Origin of the sequence: Streptomyces sp. NPDC002476, assembly GCF_042889785.1 — a bacterium.
In the GTDB taxonomy this organism is placed as follows: domain Bacteria; phylum Actinomycetota; class Actinomycetes; order Streptomycetales; family Streptomycetaceae; genus Streptomyces.
Map to the genome: position 1 here is coordinate 122,849 of NZ_JBIARH010000015.1, position 15,534 is coordinate 138,382.

At 73.7% G+C, this 15,534-nt stretch carries 12 protein-coding genes; 7 read left to right on the top strand and 5 right to left on the bottom strand.

The features are described 5' to 3' along the window. Nucleotides 1–153: 153 nt before the first annotated feature. Nucleotides 154–1,080: a hypothetical protein gene (locus tag ACFYXM_RS19255; RefSeq protein WP_389290731.1), complete on the bottom strand. Its 927-nt coding sequence runs from the start codon at nt 1,078–1,080 to the stop codon at nt 154–156. Between the two features lie 10 nt (nt 1,081–1,090). Beyond that, on the bottom strand, nt 1,091–1,486 hold the full coding sequence (locus ACFYXM_RS19260; RefSeq protein ID WP_389290732.1) for a hypothetical protein: 396 nt from the start codon (nt 1,484–1,486) through the stop codon (nt 1,091–1,093). Between the two features lie 80 nt (nt 1,487–1,566). Between ACFYXM_RS19260 and ACFYXM_RS19265 the strand changes: the two genes are divergently transcribed. Then, nucleotides 1,567–5,355, top strand: coding sequence for a CHAT domain-containing protein (locus tag ACFYXM_RS19265; RefSeq protein WP_389290734.1), 3,789 nt, complete (start codon nt 1,567–1,569; stop codon nt 5,353–5,355). A 16-nt stretch (nt 5,356–5,371) separates the two neighbouring features. On the opposite strand, the gene ACFYXM_RS19270 is transcribed toward ACFYXM_RS19265, so the two are convergent. After that, on the bottom strand, nt 5,372–6,112 hold the full coding sequence (locus ACFYXM_RS19270; protein WP_389290736.1) for a class I SAM-dependent DNA methyltransferase: 741 nt from the start codon (nt 6,110–6,112) through the stop codon (nt 5,372–5,374). A 364-nt stretch (nt 6,113–6,476) separates the two neighbouring features. On the opposite strand from ACFYXM_RS19270, the gene ACFYXM_RS19275 reads away from it, so the two are divergent. Beyond that, nucleotides 6,477–7,907 (top strand): amino acid permease, encoded by a 1,431-nt coding sequence (locus tag ACFYXM_RS19275; protein ID WP_389290738.1) that lies wholly within the window; start codon nt 6,477–6,479, stop codon nt 7,905–7,907. A gap of 57 nt (nt 7,908–7,964) precedes the next feature. On the opposite strand, the gene ACFYXM_RS19280 is transcribed toward ACFYXM_RS19275, so the two are convergent. Beyond that, nucleotides 7,965–9,236, bottom strand: coding sequence for an FAD-dependent oxidoreductase (locus ACFYXM_RS19280; protein ID WP_389290740.1), 1,272 nt, complete (start codon nt 9,234–9,236; stop codon nt 7,965–7,967). 345 nt (nt 9,237–9,581) lie between these two features. Continuing rightward, nucleotides 9,582–9,980, bottom strand: a complete 399-nt coding sequence (locus tag ACFYXM_RS19285; protein ID WP_389290742.1) for a DUF6221 family protein — start codon at nt 9,978–9,980, stop codon at nt 9,582–9,584. Between the two features lie 271 nt (nt 9,981–10,251). Here ACFYXM_RS19285 and ACFYXM_RS19290 point away from each other — a divergent pair, with 271 nt between their 5' ends. The 5 genes from ACFYXM_RS19290 (at nt 10,252) to ACFYXM_RS19310 (ending at nt 15,489) form a co-directional block, all read left to right on the top strand. Further along, nucleotides 10,252–11,022: a dienelactone hydrolase family protein gene (locus tag ACFYXM_RS19290; protein ID WP_389290744.1), complete on the top strand. Its 771-nt coding sequence runs from the start codon at nt 10,252–10,254 to the stop codon at nt 11,020–11,022. A gap of 311 nt (nt 11,023–11,333) precedes the next feature. Further along, entirely contained in the window at nt 11,334–13,220 is a 1,887-nt protein-coding gene (locus ACFYXM_RS19295; protein WP_389290747.1) for a transketolase, read from the top strand. Nucleotides 13,221–13,436: 216 nt separating this feature from the next. Beyond that, complete coding sequence (locus tag ACFYXM_RS19300) at nt 13,437–13,820, top strand: urease accessory UreF family protein (protein WP_389290749.1); 384 nt, start codon at nt 13,437–13,439, stop codon at nt 13,818–13,820. A 247-nt stretch (nt 13,821–14,067) separates the two neighbouring features. Then, nucleotides 14,068–14,763 carry an urease accessory protein UreD gene (locus ACFYXM_RS19305; RefSeq protein ID WP_389290818.1) on the top strand — a complete coding sequence of 232 codons (696 nt, stop codon included), beginning with the start codon at nt 14,068–14,070 and terminating at the stop codon, nt 14,761–14,763. Between the two features lie 57 nt (nt 14,764–14,820). Beyond that, nucleotides 14,821–15,489, top strand: coding sequence for a response regulator (locus ACFYXM_RS19310; RefSeq protein ID WP_389290751.1), 669 nt, complete (start codon nt 14,821–14,823; stop codon nt 15,487–15,489). Nucleotides 15,490–15,534 lie beyond the last annotated feature (45 nt).

Sequence of the window (15,534 nt, forward strand, 5' to 3'; positions counted from 1 at the left end):
GGCGAGGTCGCGTCCTGTGCGAGTGCGCCGCGCCCGTGGCGTTCCTGGTGCGAGTGCCGCTCCCGGCGACATCTGCCCCGTCGCGCCGCCCGGCACTCCCACCGGTTGCGCCGACGAGGACCGGTCAGCGGCCTTGCCATGGTCCGGCGGCGGTCACTCGGCCTTTCTGAACACCGCCGACATTCCGTCCCCCGTGTCATGGGCCAGCAGCCCCTGTGCCTCCGGCGGGAGCAGGCCGACCCGGGTGGCCAGTTCGCGGCCGTGGACGTCGACGGCGGCCTCGACAAGGCCGGCCAGCGCATCCAGAGCGGTGCGCGCGCGGGAGCGGGCCACAGCAGCGCAGCCGAGGGCGGCCAGGACGGCAGGCCACCACCAGCAGGCGACCAGGGCGTAGCCGACGGCCCAGGCGGCGAGGCGGGCTGCGGCGCCGAAGGAGTCGTGGGCCGACTGGATGTGGCGTACGGCGGGTTCGGGGAGGACCAGCCACAGCCGGGGCCAGAGGGCGGCGAGGTCCACTCCGTAGGCCGCCTCGACACGGTCGGCCGTTGCCTGCATGCGGTCGCCGTACCAGGTGGGGCGGGCCGGTTCGCGCAGTGCGACACGGTCGCGGGCCTCGGTGAGGGACTGGATCCGGGCCAGTGTGCCGCTCGGGACCATCACCGTGTCGTCGGGCCCGGCGCCTGTTCGGTGCGCGTGGCCGACGGCCTCGTCGAGCCTCGCTTCCCTCTGCCTCCACCTACGGACGCGGCGGACGGTGAGGGCGCGCGACAGTGGGTCCCGCCCGAAACGCAGCCAGTACCGCTCGATCGCGCCGCCGAGGAACTGCGCGGCGAGTGAGGCCGCGGTCGCGACGAGCAGGAAGAGGGCGACCAGGAGCGCGGCGGTGCCCGCGCGGTCGAGGGCGGGGCGGGCGGCGAGGTCGTCCAGGACGGTGCGCAGTCGGTCGACGTCGTGCCAGTGGCGGTGACCCAGGGTGGCGCCGACGGCCGCGACGGCGAGGAAGAGCGCGCCGGGGAGCACCAGCAGGTTCAGCCAGCGTTCGGTGAGTTTGCCGCCCAGGGTGGCGAGGAGGGGGTTCATGGGAGCGGGATCACTGGGCGGAGCCCAGTCGGCCTTTGTGCATGCGAGTGCCGTTGACCGCGCAGTGCGGGGCGGGGAGCAGGTCGCGGGCCCGTTCGACGCGGGGGCATTGGGCCGGTCCGGGGCATACGGCGACCTTGATGTGGGGAGCGACGCCGGGGGCCGTCCAGCCCCGGGATTCATTGACCAGCCCGCGGGCGTCCCCGGCCCGACGCAACGCCGTGTCCAGGGCGCGATAGCAGGTCGCGAGCTCGTCGTCGTCCGCACCGGACCGCAGCCGGTCCCGCGCGTGCTCCGCGGCCTCCCTGACCCCGGGCTGGCGCAGATTGTCCGGCGAGCCGAGCAGGACGCACAAAGCCGCTGTCGCGCTGTGATCGGCCTGAGGGAAGTCGGAAGACGCGGTCATGGTCCAAGTGTGCCGTAGATCGGGCAGAGTTGGGCGTGAGCGGATGCGGCAACGAGGTCGGACAGCGGAGGAGTGGTGGGGTGAGGTACGACCGGGACTGGTTCCTGCAGGAGATCCGCGCGCGACTCGCGCGGGCCGGAACGGCGGACGGTGGAGTGGACGGGGACGTGGTGTTCGGCCCCGAGTCGGATGCGGAACTCCGGGGACTGCTGCGCACCGCCGACGCCAGGACCGACATGGAGGCCCGGCACACGGCCGGCTGGCTGTGCGTCGCCCGCGCGATGGCCGGCCCCGGGGATCGATCCGATGTCCACGGGTGCATGGCGGGAACACTGCTCTTCCCGGTCTGGGTCGCCGATCCGGGGCTGGTTCCGCCGGAACTGGCGGCGGGTTACGCGGCCACCGATCCCGCCATGCGCCCCGACCCGGCGAACGCGGACGGACCCGCCGAGTGGGCGGCCCAGTGCGACGCGTTGGTGATCGCGGCGGAGGGACGTCAGCACGGCCCGCCGCCGGACGCCTCCGAAGACGTCCGCCGGCTCCACGAACTGGCCGCGGCGCTCGACGCCATGATGCCCTCCCCCGAGATCCGGCTCGCCACCGCGGTCGGGTGCGGCAGCCTCGCCGTCCTCGCGACGCCGGAGTACGACCCCCGGTACGCGGATCGGCGCGCGGGTCTGTCCCGGCTGCTGGACCGCGCCGGGACGACCTGGACGTTCTCGGACCTGTTCGGCGACGTGTCCGGAGACTTCGAGGCCGCGGATCCGGTCGGGCTCGTCCACCGCGTCCTCAGGAGGATCCCGGCCGACTCGCCCGAGCGGCTCCTCGCCCTCGACGCTCTGGGAGGGCGGCTCCTGGACCGCTACCTGCGCTCGTACGACCCGGAGGACCTGCACGAGGCGGTCGGCATCGCACGTGACGTAGTGGCCCAATCACCCCCGGGGAGCCCCCGTCCGTCCCACGGCCTCGGCGTCCTCAGGAGCGCGCTGTTGCTGCTGCGACAGCGCGAGGGTGCGACACCCGAGGAGTGCGACGAGGTGGTGGAGCTGTGCCGCCGGGCACTGCCCGGCGATCCGGAAGCCGCGCCGGCGGGCTACGACCTGGGCATGGCCCTCGTGCTGAGGGCACAGCACACGGGCCGGTTCGAGGACCTGCACGAGGCGGTCGCCGTGCTGACCGAGGCGCTTCGGGCGACCACGAATCCCGGTCACACGGACGCCTTGCGCAACGCCCTGAGCAACGCCCTGCGCGCCCGTTCCGTCGCGACAGGAGATCAGGCCGATCTGGACGCGGCGATCGACCTCACTGCCCGGGCAACCGCGTCCTCGGAGGCATCGGACGGTTCCCAACCGCCGCTTCTCGCCCCTGCGATGGCCCTGTACGCCCGCTACAGGCGCGATCCGGAGGCGAACAGGCCGGACCTGGCGGAAGCGCTGCGCCGGCTGCGGCAGGCCGAGGCGCTCACGCCGCCGGGCCACCCGAACCGTCCCACAGCGCTCAACGATCTCGGACTCGTGCTCACCACCGGCTATCAACGCTCCGGAGAACCCGAGGAGTTGAATGAGGCGGTACGGGTCCTTCGGGAGGCGGTGGCGCTCACCCCCGAAGGCCACCAGCTGCTCGGGCTGCGGCTGCTCAACCTCGGCACGGCGCTGGGTCTGCGCCACCAGCTCACCGAGGACGGCGAGGACCTGCGGGAGGCCCAGGAGTGCCGGCGCCGGGCCGCCGCGCTGCCCGGCCTGGGCCGTGCGCACCAGGCGGCGTTGCTGAGCTCGACGGGGATGGGTCTGCTCATGGGCCTCGAACGCGCCGCCGACCCGGTCGGCCTGCTCGACGAGGCGGTGCCGCTGTTCAGAGAAGCGCTCGCCCTCACCCCGAAGGGCGACCCGCGGCTGCCGCGCCGACGTCACAACCTCGCCATCGCCCTGATGATGCGCTGCGCGCGCACGCCGCGGCTCGGCGACGCCCGCGAGGCGCGCGAGCTGACCGACGCGGTGATCGCGGCGCTGCCCGCGAACTCGCCCGACCTCCCGGGTGCCCTGACGGTCGCGGCGGGGGCACGGCTCCTGAGCCCCCGCATCCTGCTGTCGTCGACGGCCCGCGACGAAGTGGCCGCGCTCTACCGCCGGGCGGCCGAGTCCACCCCGCCCGGTCACCCCCAGCGCACGTTGCGCCTGACGAACCTCGGCCACGTGCTGCGCGGCCTGGGGCCCGGCCGCCGTCGCCGCAGGGCCGATCTGGTCGAGGCGGCCGACGTGCTCCGGGCGGCGGCCCTGGAGCAGCAGTGCGCGCCCTCCCTGCGCCTGGACGCGGCACGGGCCTGGGGCGAGGTCCGGGCGGAGCTGGGTGACTGGGAAGGAGCCCTGGACGGCTACGCCCTGGCGGTCGACCTGTTGCATTCCGTGGCGCCCCGTCATCTCGTCCGCGACGACCAGGAGTTCCTGCTGAGCGGGACCGTCGGGCTGGGCGCCCGGGCGGCGGCCTGTGCGGTGCGCTGCGGCCGGCCCGGGCTCGCGGTCGGACTGCTCGAACAGGCCAGGGGAGTGATCCTCTCCCATGCCTTCGACGCCGACAGCGATCTGACACGGCTCCGGGAGACCGCCCCGGACCTCGCCGACCGCTTCGAAGAGCTCCGGGAGGCCCTCGACACCGCGACCGGCACCCGGGAGTTCCTCGACGAACGACCGCCCGGCCCCGACGCCCGCGCCGATCTGCGGCAGCGGCTGGCGGCCGAGTGGCGGGACCTCACGGACCGGATCCGCGCCGAACACCCCGAGCTGGGCATGCTGCGTCCGGTGCGGGAGTGGGACGAGCGCGAACTGCGCGCGACCGCCGCGGCGGGCCCGGTGATCCTGGTCAACGTCTCGCCGTACGGCAGCGACGCCCTGGTCGTCACCGAGCACTCCATCGACGCCGTGCCCCTCCCCGGGCTCGACCAGCGGACGACGGCGGCGCGCCGGCGCACCTTCCAGGACGCGCTGGTCCGCATCGAGACACCCGGAACCTCCCGCAAACAGTCGCAGCGTGCCCAACAGGACGTACGGGAGACCCTCGCGTGGCTGTGGCGGGCGGCCACCGGTCCGGTCCTCGACCGCCTCCCCGAGGCCACCCGCGTGTGGTGGTCGCCCGGCGGCCTCCTGGGCACGCTGCCCCTGCACGCGGCGGCCCCCGCCGACGCTCCCGGCGCCCTGGACCGGGTGGTCTCCTCGTACACACCGACGCTGCGGGCCCTGCACCACGCCCGGCGCCGCGCCGCCCGCCCGGCGGGCACCGGCACGCTCGTCGTCAGCGTCGCGCAGGCCACCGGCCAGGCGCCGCTCCCGGGCGCACGCCGGGAGGCGGACCAGCTGGCCGGCCTCCTCCCCGGCGCCGCGCTGCTGGCGGATACGGACGCCACGCGCTCCGCGGTCGTCTCCGCCCTGCACCACCACGCCCACGCCCATTTCGCCTGCCACGCCCTGGGCGACCCGGAACGTCCCTCCGGCAGCAGGCTCGTCCTGCACGACCACACCGCGCACCCGCTGACCGTGCGCGACCTGGCCCGGCTGCGGCTGCCGTCGGTCCGGCTCGCCTACCTCTCCGCCTGCGACACCCTGCGCACCAGCCCCGAGCTCGCCGACGAGGCCGTGCACATCGTCAGCGCCTTCCAGATGGCCGGCTTCCCCCACGTCGTCGGCTCGCTGTGGCACGTCGACGACGCCATCGGGGCCGAGGTCGCGCTGAGCGTCTACGAAGCGCTGAACACGGGCGACGGCGCACTCGACGTCGCCCGCGCGGCCGAGGCCCTGCACCGGGCCGTGCGCACCCTGCGCGACACCTATCCGCGGACCCCGAGCCTGTGGGCCTGCCAGGTGCACGCGGGTCCCTGAGGGCCGGGCGGCGGCCTCAGACCGGCTTGCGCCACACGGAGACGTGCTTCGTGGAGTCCTCGGTGAACGGCTCCCCGCTCCAGTCCGCGACGCGGCGTTCCCGTTCGAGCCCCGCGAGCCGTGCCATCAGGTCGAGCTCCGCCGGCCACGCGTACCGGTGCCGGGACTCGCCGCGGCGGTATCGGCCGTCGTCGCCGTCGCGGGTGAGGTGGTGCGAGACGAGGATCTGCTCGGCCAGATCGAAGGTGTCGAAGCCGAGATGCCGTTCGGAGACGTCGAACGGCACCGCGACCTGCCCGGGCGGAAGGAACCGCAGCGGCGGTACTGCCAGCTCGATGACGAACCGGCCGCCGGGGGCCAGATGGCGGGCGGCGTTGCGGAAGCACTCGACCTGCTCGTCCTGGGTGAGCAGGTTGGTGATCGTGTTGTAGACGAGGTAGACCAGGCTGAACTCCCCGGGGACGGTGGTCGTGGCCATGTCCCCGATGGTGACCGGAAGGGTTTCCTCGTCCACCTTGCGCCGCAGGACCGCGGCCATGTGCTCGGACAGTTCGATGCCCGCGACCGGCACACCGCGTTCCCGGAGCGGGACGCCCACCCGCCCGGTTCCGACGGCGAACTCCAGTGCCCGGCCGTCCCCGGCGAGTTCGGCCAGGAAATCGAGAGTCGGTCCGAGGAAGGCGGGCGAGGACCTCTCGCTCTCCTCGGCGTCGTAGTGTTCGGCGGTCGCGCGGGTCCACAGCTCGCTGCTTGTCATGGGCGGTCACTGTGCCGGAGGCGATGGGGCGATGTCGACGCGTTTTTCCCTTCGGGTGTGTCCGGCGCAGGCGGTGCCGGGGGCTCGGGGTGACGGCGGCGCCGGGGCTGCTGGTGAAGAATGCGCCGACCCATGCGCTCGAACCCGTCCGTTTTCCGGTCGGAGCGGGTGCTTCGGTGAACATTCAGCGGCGATTTTGTCTCAGGTGTCCGATATCCGAGCATGGAGGAAATCCCCGGGCGATGACCACGGCAGAGGTGTGTGCCCGCACACCCGCCCGCCGCCGTGGCGCCGGCCGGGGGGCCGTGACGCGGCCCGCGGGGGCGGGCGACGGCATCCCGGAAGGACGAAAGGCACACCACCCATGCGCGACACCGGAACCGTTCCGCCATCGGCTCCGGCCCCGGCCTCCGCGGCCCCGCCGGGGTCCTCGCGGCCCCCGGAGCGGGAAGAGGACGGCCGGCACGCCCGACGCTTCGGGCTTCCGGTGGCGACCGCCCTGGTCATGGGCAACATCATCGGCGGCGGCATCTTCCTGCTCCCCGCGTCCGTCGCCCCGTACGGCACCATCAGCCTCGTCGCCTTCGGCGTGCTCACGCTCGGGGCCATCGCGCTCGCGCTCGTCTTCGGGCGGCTCGCGCGGCGCGACCCGCGCACCGGCGGGCCGTACGTCTACGTGCGCGAGGCATTCGGCGACTTCGCGGGCTTTCTGGCCGCCTGGTCGTACTGGATCACCTCCTGGGTGAGCAACGCGGCGCTCGCCGTCACCGCCGTGGGCTACCTGGACGTGCTGCTGCCCCTGCACGGTTCGCCGTGGCTGATGATGACCGCCGCACTCGTGGTGCAGTGGGTGCCCGCCCTCGCCAACCTCGCCGGGACCCGTTACGTGGGCGCGGTGCAGCTCGTCTCCACCGTGCTGAAGTTCGTGCCCCTGCTCCTGGTCGCGGTCGGCGGGATGTTCTTCTTCGACGCGGACAACCTCGGCCCCTTCCAGGCCACGGGCGGCAGTGCCCTCGGCGCGGTCTCCGCGTCCGCCGCGATCCTGCTCTTCAGCTATCTCGGCGTCGAGTCGGCGGCGGTCAGCGCGGGGGAGGTGCGCGACCCCCGGCGCAACGTCGGCCGGGCGACCGTCCTCGGCACGCTCGGCGCGGCGCTGGTGTACCTCCTCGGCACGCTCGCCGTCTTCGGCACCGTCGCGCACGACGAACTGCTCACGTCGAAGGCGCCCTTCACCGACGCCGTCAACGTCATGTTCGGCGGGACGTGGGGCGGCGCGGTGGTCGCCTGCGCGGCGCTCGTGTCGATCGTGGGCGCGTTGAACGGCTGGACGCTGCTGAGCGCCCAGACGGCGTACGCCGCGGCCCGCGACGGGCTGTTCCCCGACCGCTTCGTGGTGAAGCGGCGCGGAGTGCCCACCTTCGGGGTCGTCGTCGCGGCCGTGCTCGCCTCCCTGCTGACCGTCTACAACTACATGGCCGGGTCGGCCCGGGTGTTCGAGATCCTGGTGCTGGTCACGACCTTCACCGCGGCCGTCCCGTACCTGCTGGCGACGGCGGCCCAGCTGTACTTCCTCGCCTCGGGGCGGCGCGACCGGGTCCGCCCGGCCCGCCTCGCCCGTGACGCCGCGCTCGCCCTCGCCGCCTTCGGCTTCTCCATGTGGCTCCTCGCGGGCTCCGGCTACGCCGCCGTCTATCAGGGCGTGCTGTTCCTCTTCGCGGGAGTCCTCGTCTACGCCTGGATGTCGGCCCGCAAGGCGCGCCTGACTCCGCCCGCGCCCGACCGCGCCCGCGCCTGACTCCGCGCGTCTCCGATGTCCGGTGCGTGATGCCCGGTGCCGTTCCACCGTGCGCGTTCAGCGCACCGAGGCGGTGGGCGGGCGCTCGCGCAGGGCCCCGTAGGCGAAGAAGTACGCCGGCAGACGGTTCAGCCACCGCGAGGTCGTGACGAGCTCGCTCAGCCGCCGGGCGCGCCTCGCGTCGCCGAACGCCGGGCGGCCCGAGAGGACCGGTTCGATGATGTTCGTGTGGGCGAAGCGCTGAAGGGTCTGCGTCGCGACGGTCGTCGGCAGGCGGCGGCGCTGGATCCGGCGCACGGTCCGCAGACCGACCGCGCCCTCGCGCAGCGGCCCGACGAGGTACCGGGCGGCGGCCACCGCGTCCTCGACCGCGAGGTTGATCCCGATGCCGAACACCGGTGACATCGCGTGCGCGGCGTCGCCGATGCAGAGCAGTCCGGGGCGGTGCCAGCGTTGCAGGCGGTCGAGCCGTACGTCGAGCAGTTTCACGTCGTCCCACGAGCCGAGTGCGTGCACGCGGTCCGCGAGCCAGGGGACGCCGGCCGCGAACTCGCCCCGGAACCGGTCGAGGCCGGCGGCGCGGCGCCGCGTGTCGGTCCCCTTCGGGATCAGCGTGGCGCACTGCCAGTAGTCCCCGCGGTCGATCATGGCGCTGAAGAACCGGTCGCCGACGCCTCCCACGAGCCCGTGCGGGTCGCCGTCCCGCCGTGGCAGCCTGAACCACCAGGCGTCCATCGGACAGGCGAAGCTCCGCAGCCCCAGTTCGGGCAACGACCGGGCCAGCGAGAACCGGCCGTCGCAGGCGACGGTCAGGGTGGCGCGCAGCTCGCCGACGCGGCCGTCGGACGTGCGGTACCGCACCCCGGTGACCCTTCCCCGAACCCTCCGCCCCCTTCGGCCGGGGCGTGAACCGGTGCGCTCCCGCAGGAACGCGATCGCCTCGGTGTTCATCCGGAGGGAGAAGGACGGCTCCCGCGCGGCCTCGTCCACGAGGAGGTTCAGCAGATCCCACTGCGGCACCATCGCGATGTAGTTGTACGGGCCCCGCAACGCGCCGATGTTTCCGACGGTGACCAGCGAGCGGTCCGGTCCGAGGGGCACCTGGACCGTCGTCACCCGGCGCTGCGGCAGCCGGCCGAACCGTCCGGCCAGCCCCAGGTCGTCCAGCAGTCCCAGGGTGGACGGATGCACGGTGTCGCCGCGGAAGTCGCGCAGGAAGTCGCCGTGCTTCTCCAGGACCGTGACCGCCACCCCCGCCCGGGCCAGCAGCAGTCCGAGGACCATTCCGGCGGGCCCGCCGCCCACCACACAGCATGTGGTCCGTTCCATGGCCGCCGCTCCCTCCGGTGCAGTCCCCGGGCCGGTGATGACAGGGGACGTATACCCGCGACGGCGCCGGTCGAGTGCCCGGCGAAGCGGTGGTTCCGTCGGCGGACGGCCACCGCCGGACATGACGGCCGCTCCCGGAGACCTCGCTGCTGCACGTCCGGGTCTGACCTGGGGCGTGTTTCGAAAGTCCCGTCCGGCCCGCGGCGTCTGGCACGGCGCCTCGCCACGTTGTCGGGATCGTCCACGTACGCCCCGTACGAGGACGCCCCTCCGCCTTGCGATGCACCGCACCGGACGCCGCGGGCCCCGCCCTTCGGGCGGACGACGCTACATTCGAAACACGCCCTAGTGGATGAACCGCGGCAGCCACTTCGCCCGGTAGTCGGGATGGCCCGCGTGTTCCGCGGCCAGCTGCCGCACGGCGAAACCGAGACCGACCGCGCGACCGGACGAGAAGTCGTGGTCGGGGCGGTCGGTGTCCCGGTCGGCCACCTCCGCGTACTCGTTGAGGAGAACCCTGCTCGTCTCGATGCGACGACGGGTGCGCGCGGGGTCCTGGAGGGCGATGTGCTGATCGAAACCGTGACCGCGCAGGCTGAACGTGATGGCGCCGGTCCGGTCGTGGACCTCGCCGGACATCCCGGACGGGCAGCGCCAGCTGTCCCCGCCCGCCGCCTGTGCGATCCGCTCCTCCTCGGCGAGACGCGCCCGAACGAATTCGATCATGTCGGAGTTGTCTGTCATCGGGGTTCCGCATCCTTCACCGTCCTGGTCCCCTGCCGGAAACCGCACCTGCTGTCCGCCCGAGTACTGTTCTTCGACCGAGGCTGCCGCTCGACGATACCGAGTCGGGGGACCGGAACAGTGCTCATGACATGGTCGGAGCCGCCCGCGCCCGCCGGGGCGCCGGTCACCTCCCGCCCGGCCGTCCCCGCACGCCGGCCGGCGCCACGACCGGGAAGCACCGCCGCGAGCACGAAGAACCGCCGCAAGCGAGAAGTGAAGGGAACCGCCCATGACCGCCGTGCACGGGACGTCCGTGGACATCGCCACACCGGACGGCGTCGCCGACGCCTATCTGGTCCACCCGGACGACGGAATGCCGCATCCCGCGGTCCTCCTCTACATGGATGCCTTCGGACTCCGCCCCCGGCTCAGGAGCATGGCCGACCGTCTCGCCGGAGCCGGATACACCGTCCTGGTCCCCAACGTCTTCCACCGCCACGGCCGGGCCCCGGTGGTCGAGCTGCCCGACTTCATCGATCCGGCCGCACGTCCGGAGATCTTCGAGCGACTCGGGCCGATCCTGCACTCGCTCACCCCCGTCCTGGCGATGCGCGACGCGGACGCCTACCTGACCTGGCTGGCGGACTGCCCCGCGGTCGCCGACGGGCCGGCCGCCGTCACGGGATACTGCATGGGCGCGGGCCTCGCCCTGCGCACCGCGGGCACGTACCCGGACCGGATCGCGGCCGCGGCAGGCTTCCACGGCGGGCGGCTGGCCACCGAGTCCGCCGACAGCCCCCATCTGCTCGCCGACCGGATCACCGCGGAGCTGTACTTCGGCCACGCCGACGAGGACCCCGCGCTGCCGCCCGAGCAGATCGCCCGCCTCGACGAGGCCCTCACCGCGGCGGGCGTGCGCCACCGGGGCGAGGTCTATGCCGGGGCGCGGCACGGATTCACCCAGGCGGACACCGCCGCGTACGACCGCGACGCGGACGAGCGCCACTGGACCGCCCTGCTGGCCCTCCTCGACCGCACCGTCGGACCGTCCCGCGCCTGAGAGCCTTCCGGGGGACCGGTGACCGGTGCGGCCGTTCCCTGGCACGCACGTTTCCGGCGCCTTGGCACCGCACGCGCCGTGCCGCGTCCGCTTTCCGGCCGAAGGCCACCCGGCAGGCTCTGAATCGCGGCCCGCGCGCCCGGGACATACGGTCGGCAAGGGGCACGGTGCCGTGCCCCCTGTTGCCGCCCCGCTCCCGGGCGCGCCGCCCCGTGGCCGCGCGCCGACGGCCGTGGAACGCCCGGAACGCGGAACCGGACCGTCGGGAGGCGGCGGACGGGAAGCGGAGGACCGGACGAGAGGAGGCCGTGATGACGGCCGAGAACACCCGCACCGCCCTCGGACCCGACAGCGGCCTGGACGAGGTCTTCGAACTGGCCCAGCAACTGCGCGTGGACTCCGTCCGCGCCAGCACCTCCGCCGGTTCCGGGCACCCGACCTCCAGCCTGTCCGCCGCCGACCTGATGGCCGTCCTCATGACCCGCCATCTGCGCTACGACTGGCAGCACCCGCACAACCCCGCCAACGACCACCTGATCTTCTCCAAGGGACACGCCTCGCCCCTGCTGTACGCGATGTTCCTCGCCGCCGGCGCGATCGACGAGGAAGAGCTGATGACCACCTACCGTCGCGCCGGTGCTCGCCTCCAGGGGCACCCCACTCCGGTGCTGCCCTGGGTGGACGCGGCCACCGGATCGCTGGGCCAGGGCATCGCGTACGGGGTCGGCATCGCGCTCGCCGGACGCGACCTGGAGCACGAGCCGTACCGTGTGTGGGTCCTGTGCGGCGACAGCGAGATGACCGAGGGCTCGGTGTGGGAGGCCCTGGACAAGGCGGGCCGCCACCGTCTGGCCAACTTCGTCGCGATCATCGACGTCAACCGGCTCGGCCAGCGCGGTCCCACGGAGCTGGGATGGGACACCGGCGCCTACGCACGCCGCGCCGAGGCGTTCGGCTGCCGAGCCCTCGTCGTCGACGGCCACGACCTCGCGGCCGTCGACGAGGCGCTGGCCACCGCGCGCGACGGGCAGGCCCCCACCGTCGTCGTCGCCCGCACCGTCAAGGGCCAGGGCGTCTTCGAGATCGCGGACGCCGAGGGCTGGCACGGCAAGGCGCTGCCCGAGGACCTCGCCGCCCGTGCCGTCGCCGAACTCGGCGGCGTACGCCACCTCACCGTGCGCGGCCACCGGCCGCCCGAGGCCCCCGCGGTCTCCCCGCACGCCCCGGTGCGGGTCGTGCTGCCGCAGTTCCGGACCGGCGAGATCGTCGCCACCCGCGTCGCCTTCGGCAAGACGCTCGCCGCGGTCGGCGACCGGCCCGACATCGTGGCCCTGGACGCCGAGGTGGGCAACTCCACGCACGCGGAGGACTTCGGTAAGGCCCACCCCGAGCGGTACTTCCAGACCTACATCGCCGAACAGCAGATGATCGCCTCCGCGGTCGGCATGGCCGCGCGCGGCTACCGCCCCTACGCCACCACCTTCGCCGCCTTCCTCACCCGGGCCCACGACTTCATCCGCATGGCGGCCGTCTCCGGGATCTCGATGAGTCTGTGCGGGACCCACTGCGGGGTCGAGATCGGCGCCGACGGGCCCTCCCAGATGGGTCTGGAGGATCTCGCCATGATGCGCGCCGTCCACGGCTCCACCGTGCTCTACCCCTCCGACGCCACGTCCACCGCCGCCCTGACCGCCGCCATGGCCTACCTGGACGGCATCTCCTACCTGCGCGCCACCCGGGGCGCCTACCCCGTCCTCTACGCGCCCGACGAGACGTTCCCCGTCGGCGGTTCCAAGACCCTGCGCTCCGGCCCCGAGGACCGGGTCACCCTCGTCGGCGCGGGCGTCACCCTCCACGAATGCCTCGCCGCGGCGGACGCGCTGGCCGCCGACGGTGTCCCCGCGCGCGTCGTCGATCTGTACTCCGTCAAGCCGGTCGACCTCGACACACTCGCCCGCGCCGCCCGGGACACCGGAGCACTGGTCGTCGCGGAGGACCACCACCCCGAGGGAGGCATCGGCGAGGCCGTGCTGTCCGCGCTCGCCGCGCAGCGGCTGACCCCGGCGTTCGCCCATCTCGCCGTACGCGACCTGCCGGGCTCCGGGACCAGCGCCGAACTGCTCGACGCGGCCGGCATCTCGCGCACCCACATCGCGCGGACCGGGAGGGAGCTCGCCGGCCGTCGAGCCGGTGGCTGAACGGGGTGCGACGCCGGGGAGACCGCCTTCGAACGCGGCGGCGGCCAGAATTCCGGTTCCTCCCGCGTTGTCGTCGGTCACCGACGCCCCTTCCCCGAGCTCTCAGCTGCTTTCGAGCAGCGGAGGCCCCATCCGCCTCCCTCCTCCGCCCTGGATTCGATGCCGCATTGACGCCGTTCGCTGATCCACTCCCTCTTGTTCCCCAGGTCGTTATGGTTGTGCGGGATTGCCCGGCGAGCGCGACGGCGCCGCCGGGACGGGGACGACGACGAGGCCCTCGCGCGCCTGGAGGGCGTCGTGCGCGGCTGCCGGCCGGTCGTCGCCGCCGTCGTCCACGCGGCCAATGGTGTGACCGCCCGCCAGGCCATCGCCTGCGAACTGTTCGCCTTCGCCTCCGGGTTCGCGGGCGCCGCGCTGCGACTGCGGCTGACCGACCACCGCAGGGCGCAGGTCCTGCTGCACACGGCCGCCCCCGTGATCGAGGAGACCGTCGAGGCGGCCCTGCGGCGGGAACGGGCCGATCTCGGGGGCTGCGTCCCGATGGCGGACGTGATGGCGGGCCGTCACGAACGGGCGGAGGCACGATTGTTCGCCAGCTGACGACCGTCCCGGGGCCGGGGGAGCGCCGGGCACCGCGGGCGGTCCCGCCCCGACCCGGCCGCCCCGCCCCGTTCCGTACACGAAGACATCACAGACAGGAACCGGAGCACCATGCACGACCCCATGCAGGCCAGGCACCACCACCACGACCACGACGAACTCGTCCGACGGCCCGAGGACGGCGTCCTGCGCGTCGGCGTCGCCGGACCGGATCGACGTCGACTGCGGCCCCGGCACCGCCGTCCACCTGACCACGCAGGCCGCCACCAAGGTGCACCGGATGGAGTTCGACCACGCGCCCCAGGCCGTCGGCCTCACCGCGGCGGAGGGGAGCTACGTCGAGTACCTGCCGGACCCCGTCGTCCCGTACCGGGACGCGCGCTTCTACCAGCACACCCGCGTGGTCGCCGACCCGACCGCCACCGTGCTGCTGGGTGAGACGATCGCGGCCGGACGGCTCGCCCGCGGCGAACGGCACGCCTACCGCATGCTCTTCGCCGACCTGGAGATCCTGCGCCCCGACGGGGCGCTCCTGGCGGTGGACACCGTCCGTCTCGACACACGGGCCCCTGGCCCGGTCACCGGACCGGCCGTCTTCGCGGGCCACGACCTGATGGCCACCCTGTACGCGGTCACCCCGCTCGCCCCGGCGGCCCGCGTCGCCGACACCCTTCACGAGGCGTTCACGGCCACGGGACTGTCGTTCGGTGCGAGCACCCTGCCCGAGGACTGCGGGGCCTGGGCGCGCATCCTCGGCAGCGACTCGCCCGCCGTCACCCGCGCGATGCGCGCCGCGTGGGACGCCGTTCGGCGGCTGCTCATCGGCGTGCCGGCCCCCGGTCTCCGCAAGAGCCGACCCGGCCCGCACCCGCCCCGCCGCCGCGTTGCCCGGGGCCCGGGCGACGAGGCCCCTGGTGTTCCCCGGAACCGGACTGCGGGATGATCGTGACGCCGCCCGGGCGGCTCCCCGCAGAACCGTCGGATCCTCTGGAGGCCCTCCGTGACGACCACCCGTGTGCTGATCGCCGACGATCAGGTGATGGTCCGTCAGGGCTTCACGGTGCTGCTCGACGCCGAGCCCGGCATCAAGGTCGTCGGGCAGGCCGTGGACGGCGCCGACGCCGTCGCCAAGGCCGCCGAACTGGCCCCCGACGTCGTACTGATGGACATACGGATGCCCGGGGTCGGCGGCATCGAGGCGACCCGGCGGGTCACCGCGTCGTCGTCCGCCACCAGGGTCCTCGTCCTGACCACGTTCGACCTCGACGAGTACGTGTACGAGGCGCTGCGCGCCGGAGCGTCCGGCTTTCTGCTCAAGGACGCATCGGCCACGGAACTCGCCCATGCCGTACGGGTGGTGGCGGCCGGCGAGGCACTGCTCTCGCCGAACATCACCAAGCGCCTCATCGCCGAGTTCTCCCGGATCTCCGAGGTTCCGCGCGGTCCCTTCGCGCCACGCAGCGGCAACCTCACGGAACGCGAGACCGAGGTCCTCGCCCTCGTCGCGCAGGGCCTGTCCAACGCGGAGATCGCCGAGTGTCTGGTCGTGGCGGAGCAGACCGTGAAGACGCATGTGAGCCGCACCCTGGCCAAGCTGGGCGTGCGCGACCGCACCCAGGCCGCGATCCACGCCTACGAGACGGGGCTGGTGCGCCCGAGCGGGTACTGAGCCGCCCGAGCACCGGGACCCGCGCCCTGCGTTCGCCGCCGCTCG

Excerpts from the sequence above, each read along its gene's own strand:
- ACFYXM_RS19255 (WP_389290731.1), bottom strand. The coding sequence starts at position 1,080 with ATGAACCCCCTCCTCGCCACCCTGGGCGGCAAACTCACCGAACGCTGG.
- ACFYXM_RS19260 (WP_389290732.1), bottom strand. The coding sequence starts at position 1,486 with ATGACCGCGTCTTCCGACTTCCCTCAGGCCGATCACAGCGCGACAGCG.
- ACFYXM_RS19270 (WP_389290736.1), bottom strand. The coding sequence starts at position 6,112 with ATGACAAGCAGCGAGCTGTGGACCCGCGCGACCGCCGAACACTACGAC.
- ACFYXM_RS19275 (WP_389290738.1), top strand. The coding sequence starts at position 6,477 with ATGCGCGACACCGGAACCGTTCCGCCATCGGCTCCGGCCCCGGCCTCC.
- ACFYXM_RS19280 (WP_389290740.1), bottom strand. The coding sequence starts at position 9,236 with ATGGAACGGACCACATGCTGTGTGGTGGGCGGCGGGCCCGCCGGAATG.
- ACFYXM_RS19285 (WP_389290742.1), bottom strand. The coding sequence starts at position 9,980 with ATGACAGACAACTCCGACATGATCGAATTCGTTCGGGCGCGTCTCGCC.
- ACFYXM_RS19290 (WP_389290744.1), top strand. The coding sequence starts at position 10,252 with ATGACCGCCGTGCACGGGACGTCCGTGGACATCGCCACACCGGACGGC.
- ACFYXM_RS19295 (WP_389290747.1), top strand. The coding sequence starts at position 11,334 with ATGACGGCCGAGAACACCCGCACCGCCCTCGGACCCGACAGCGGCCTG.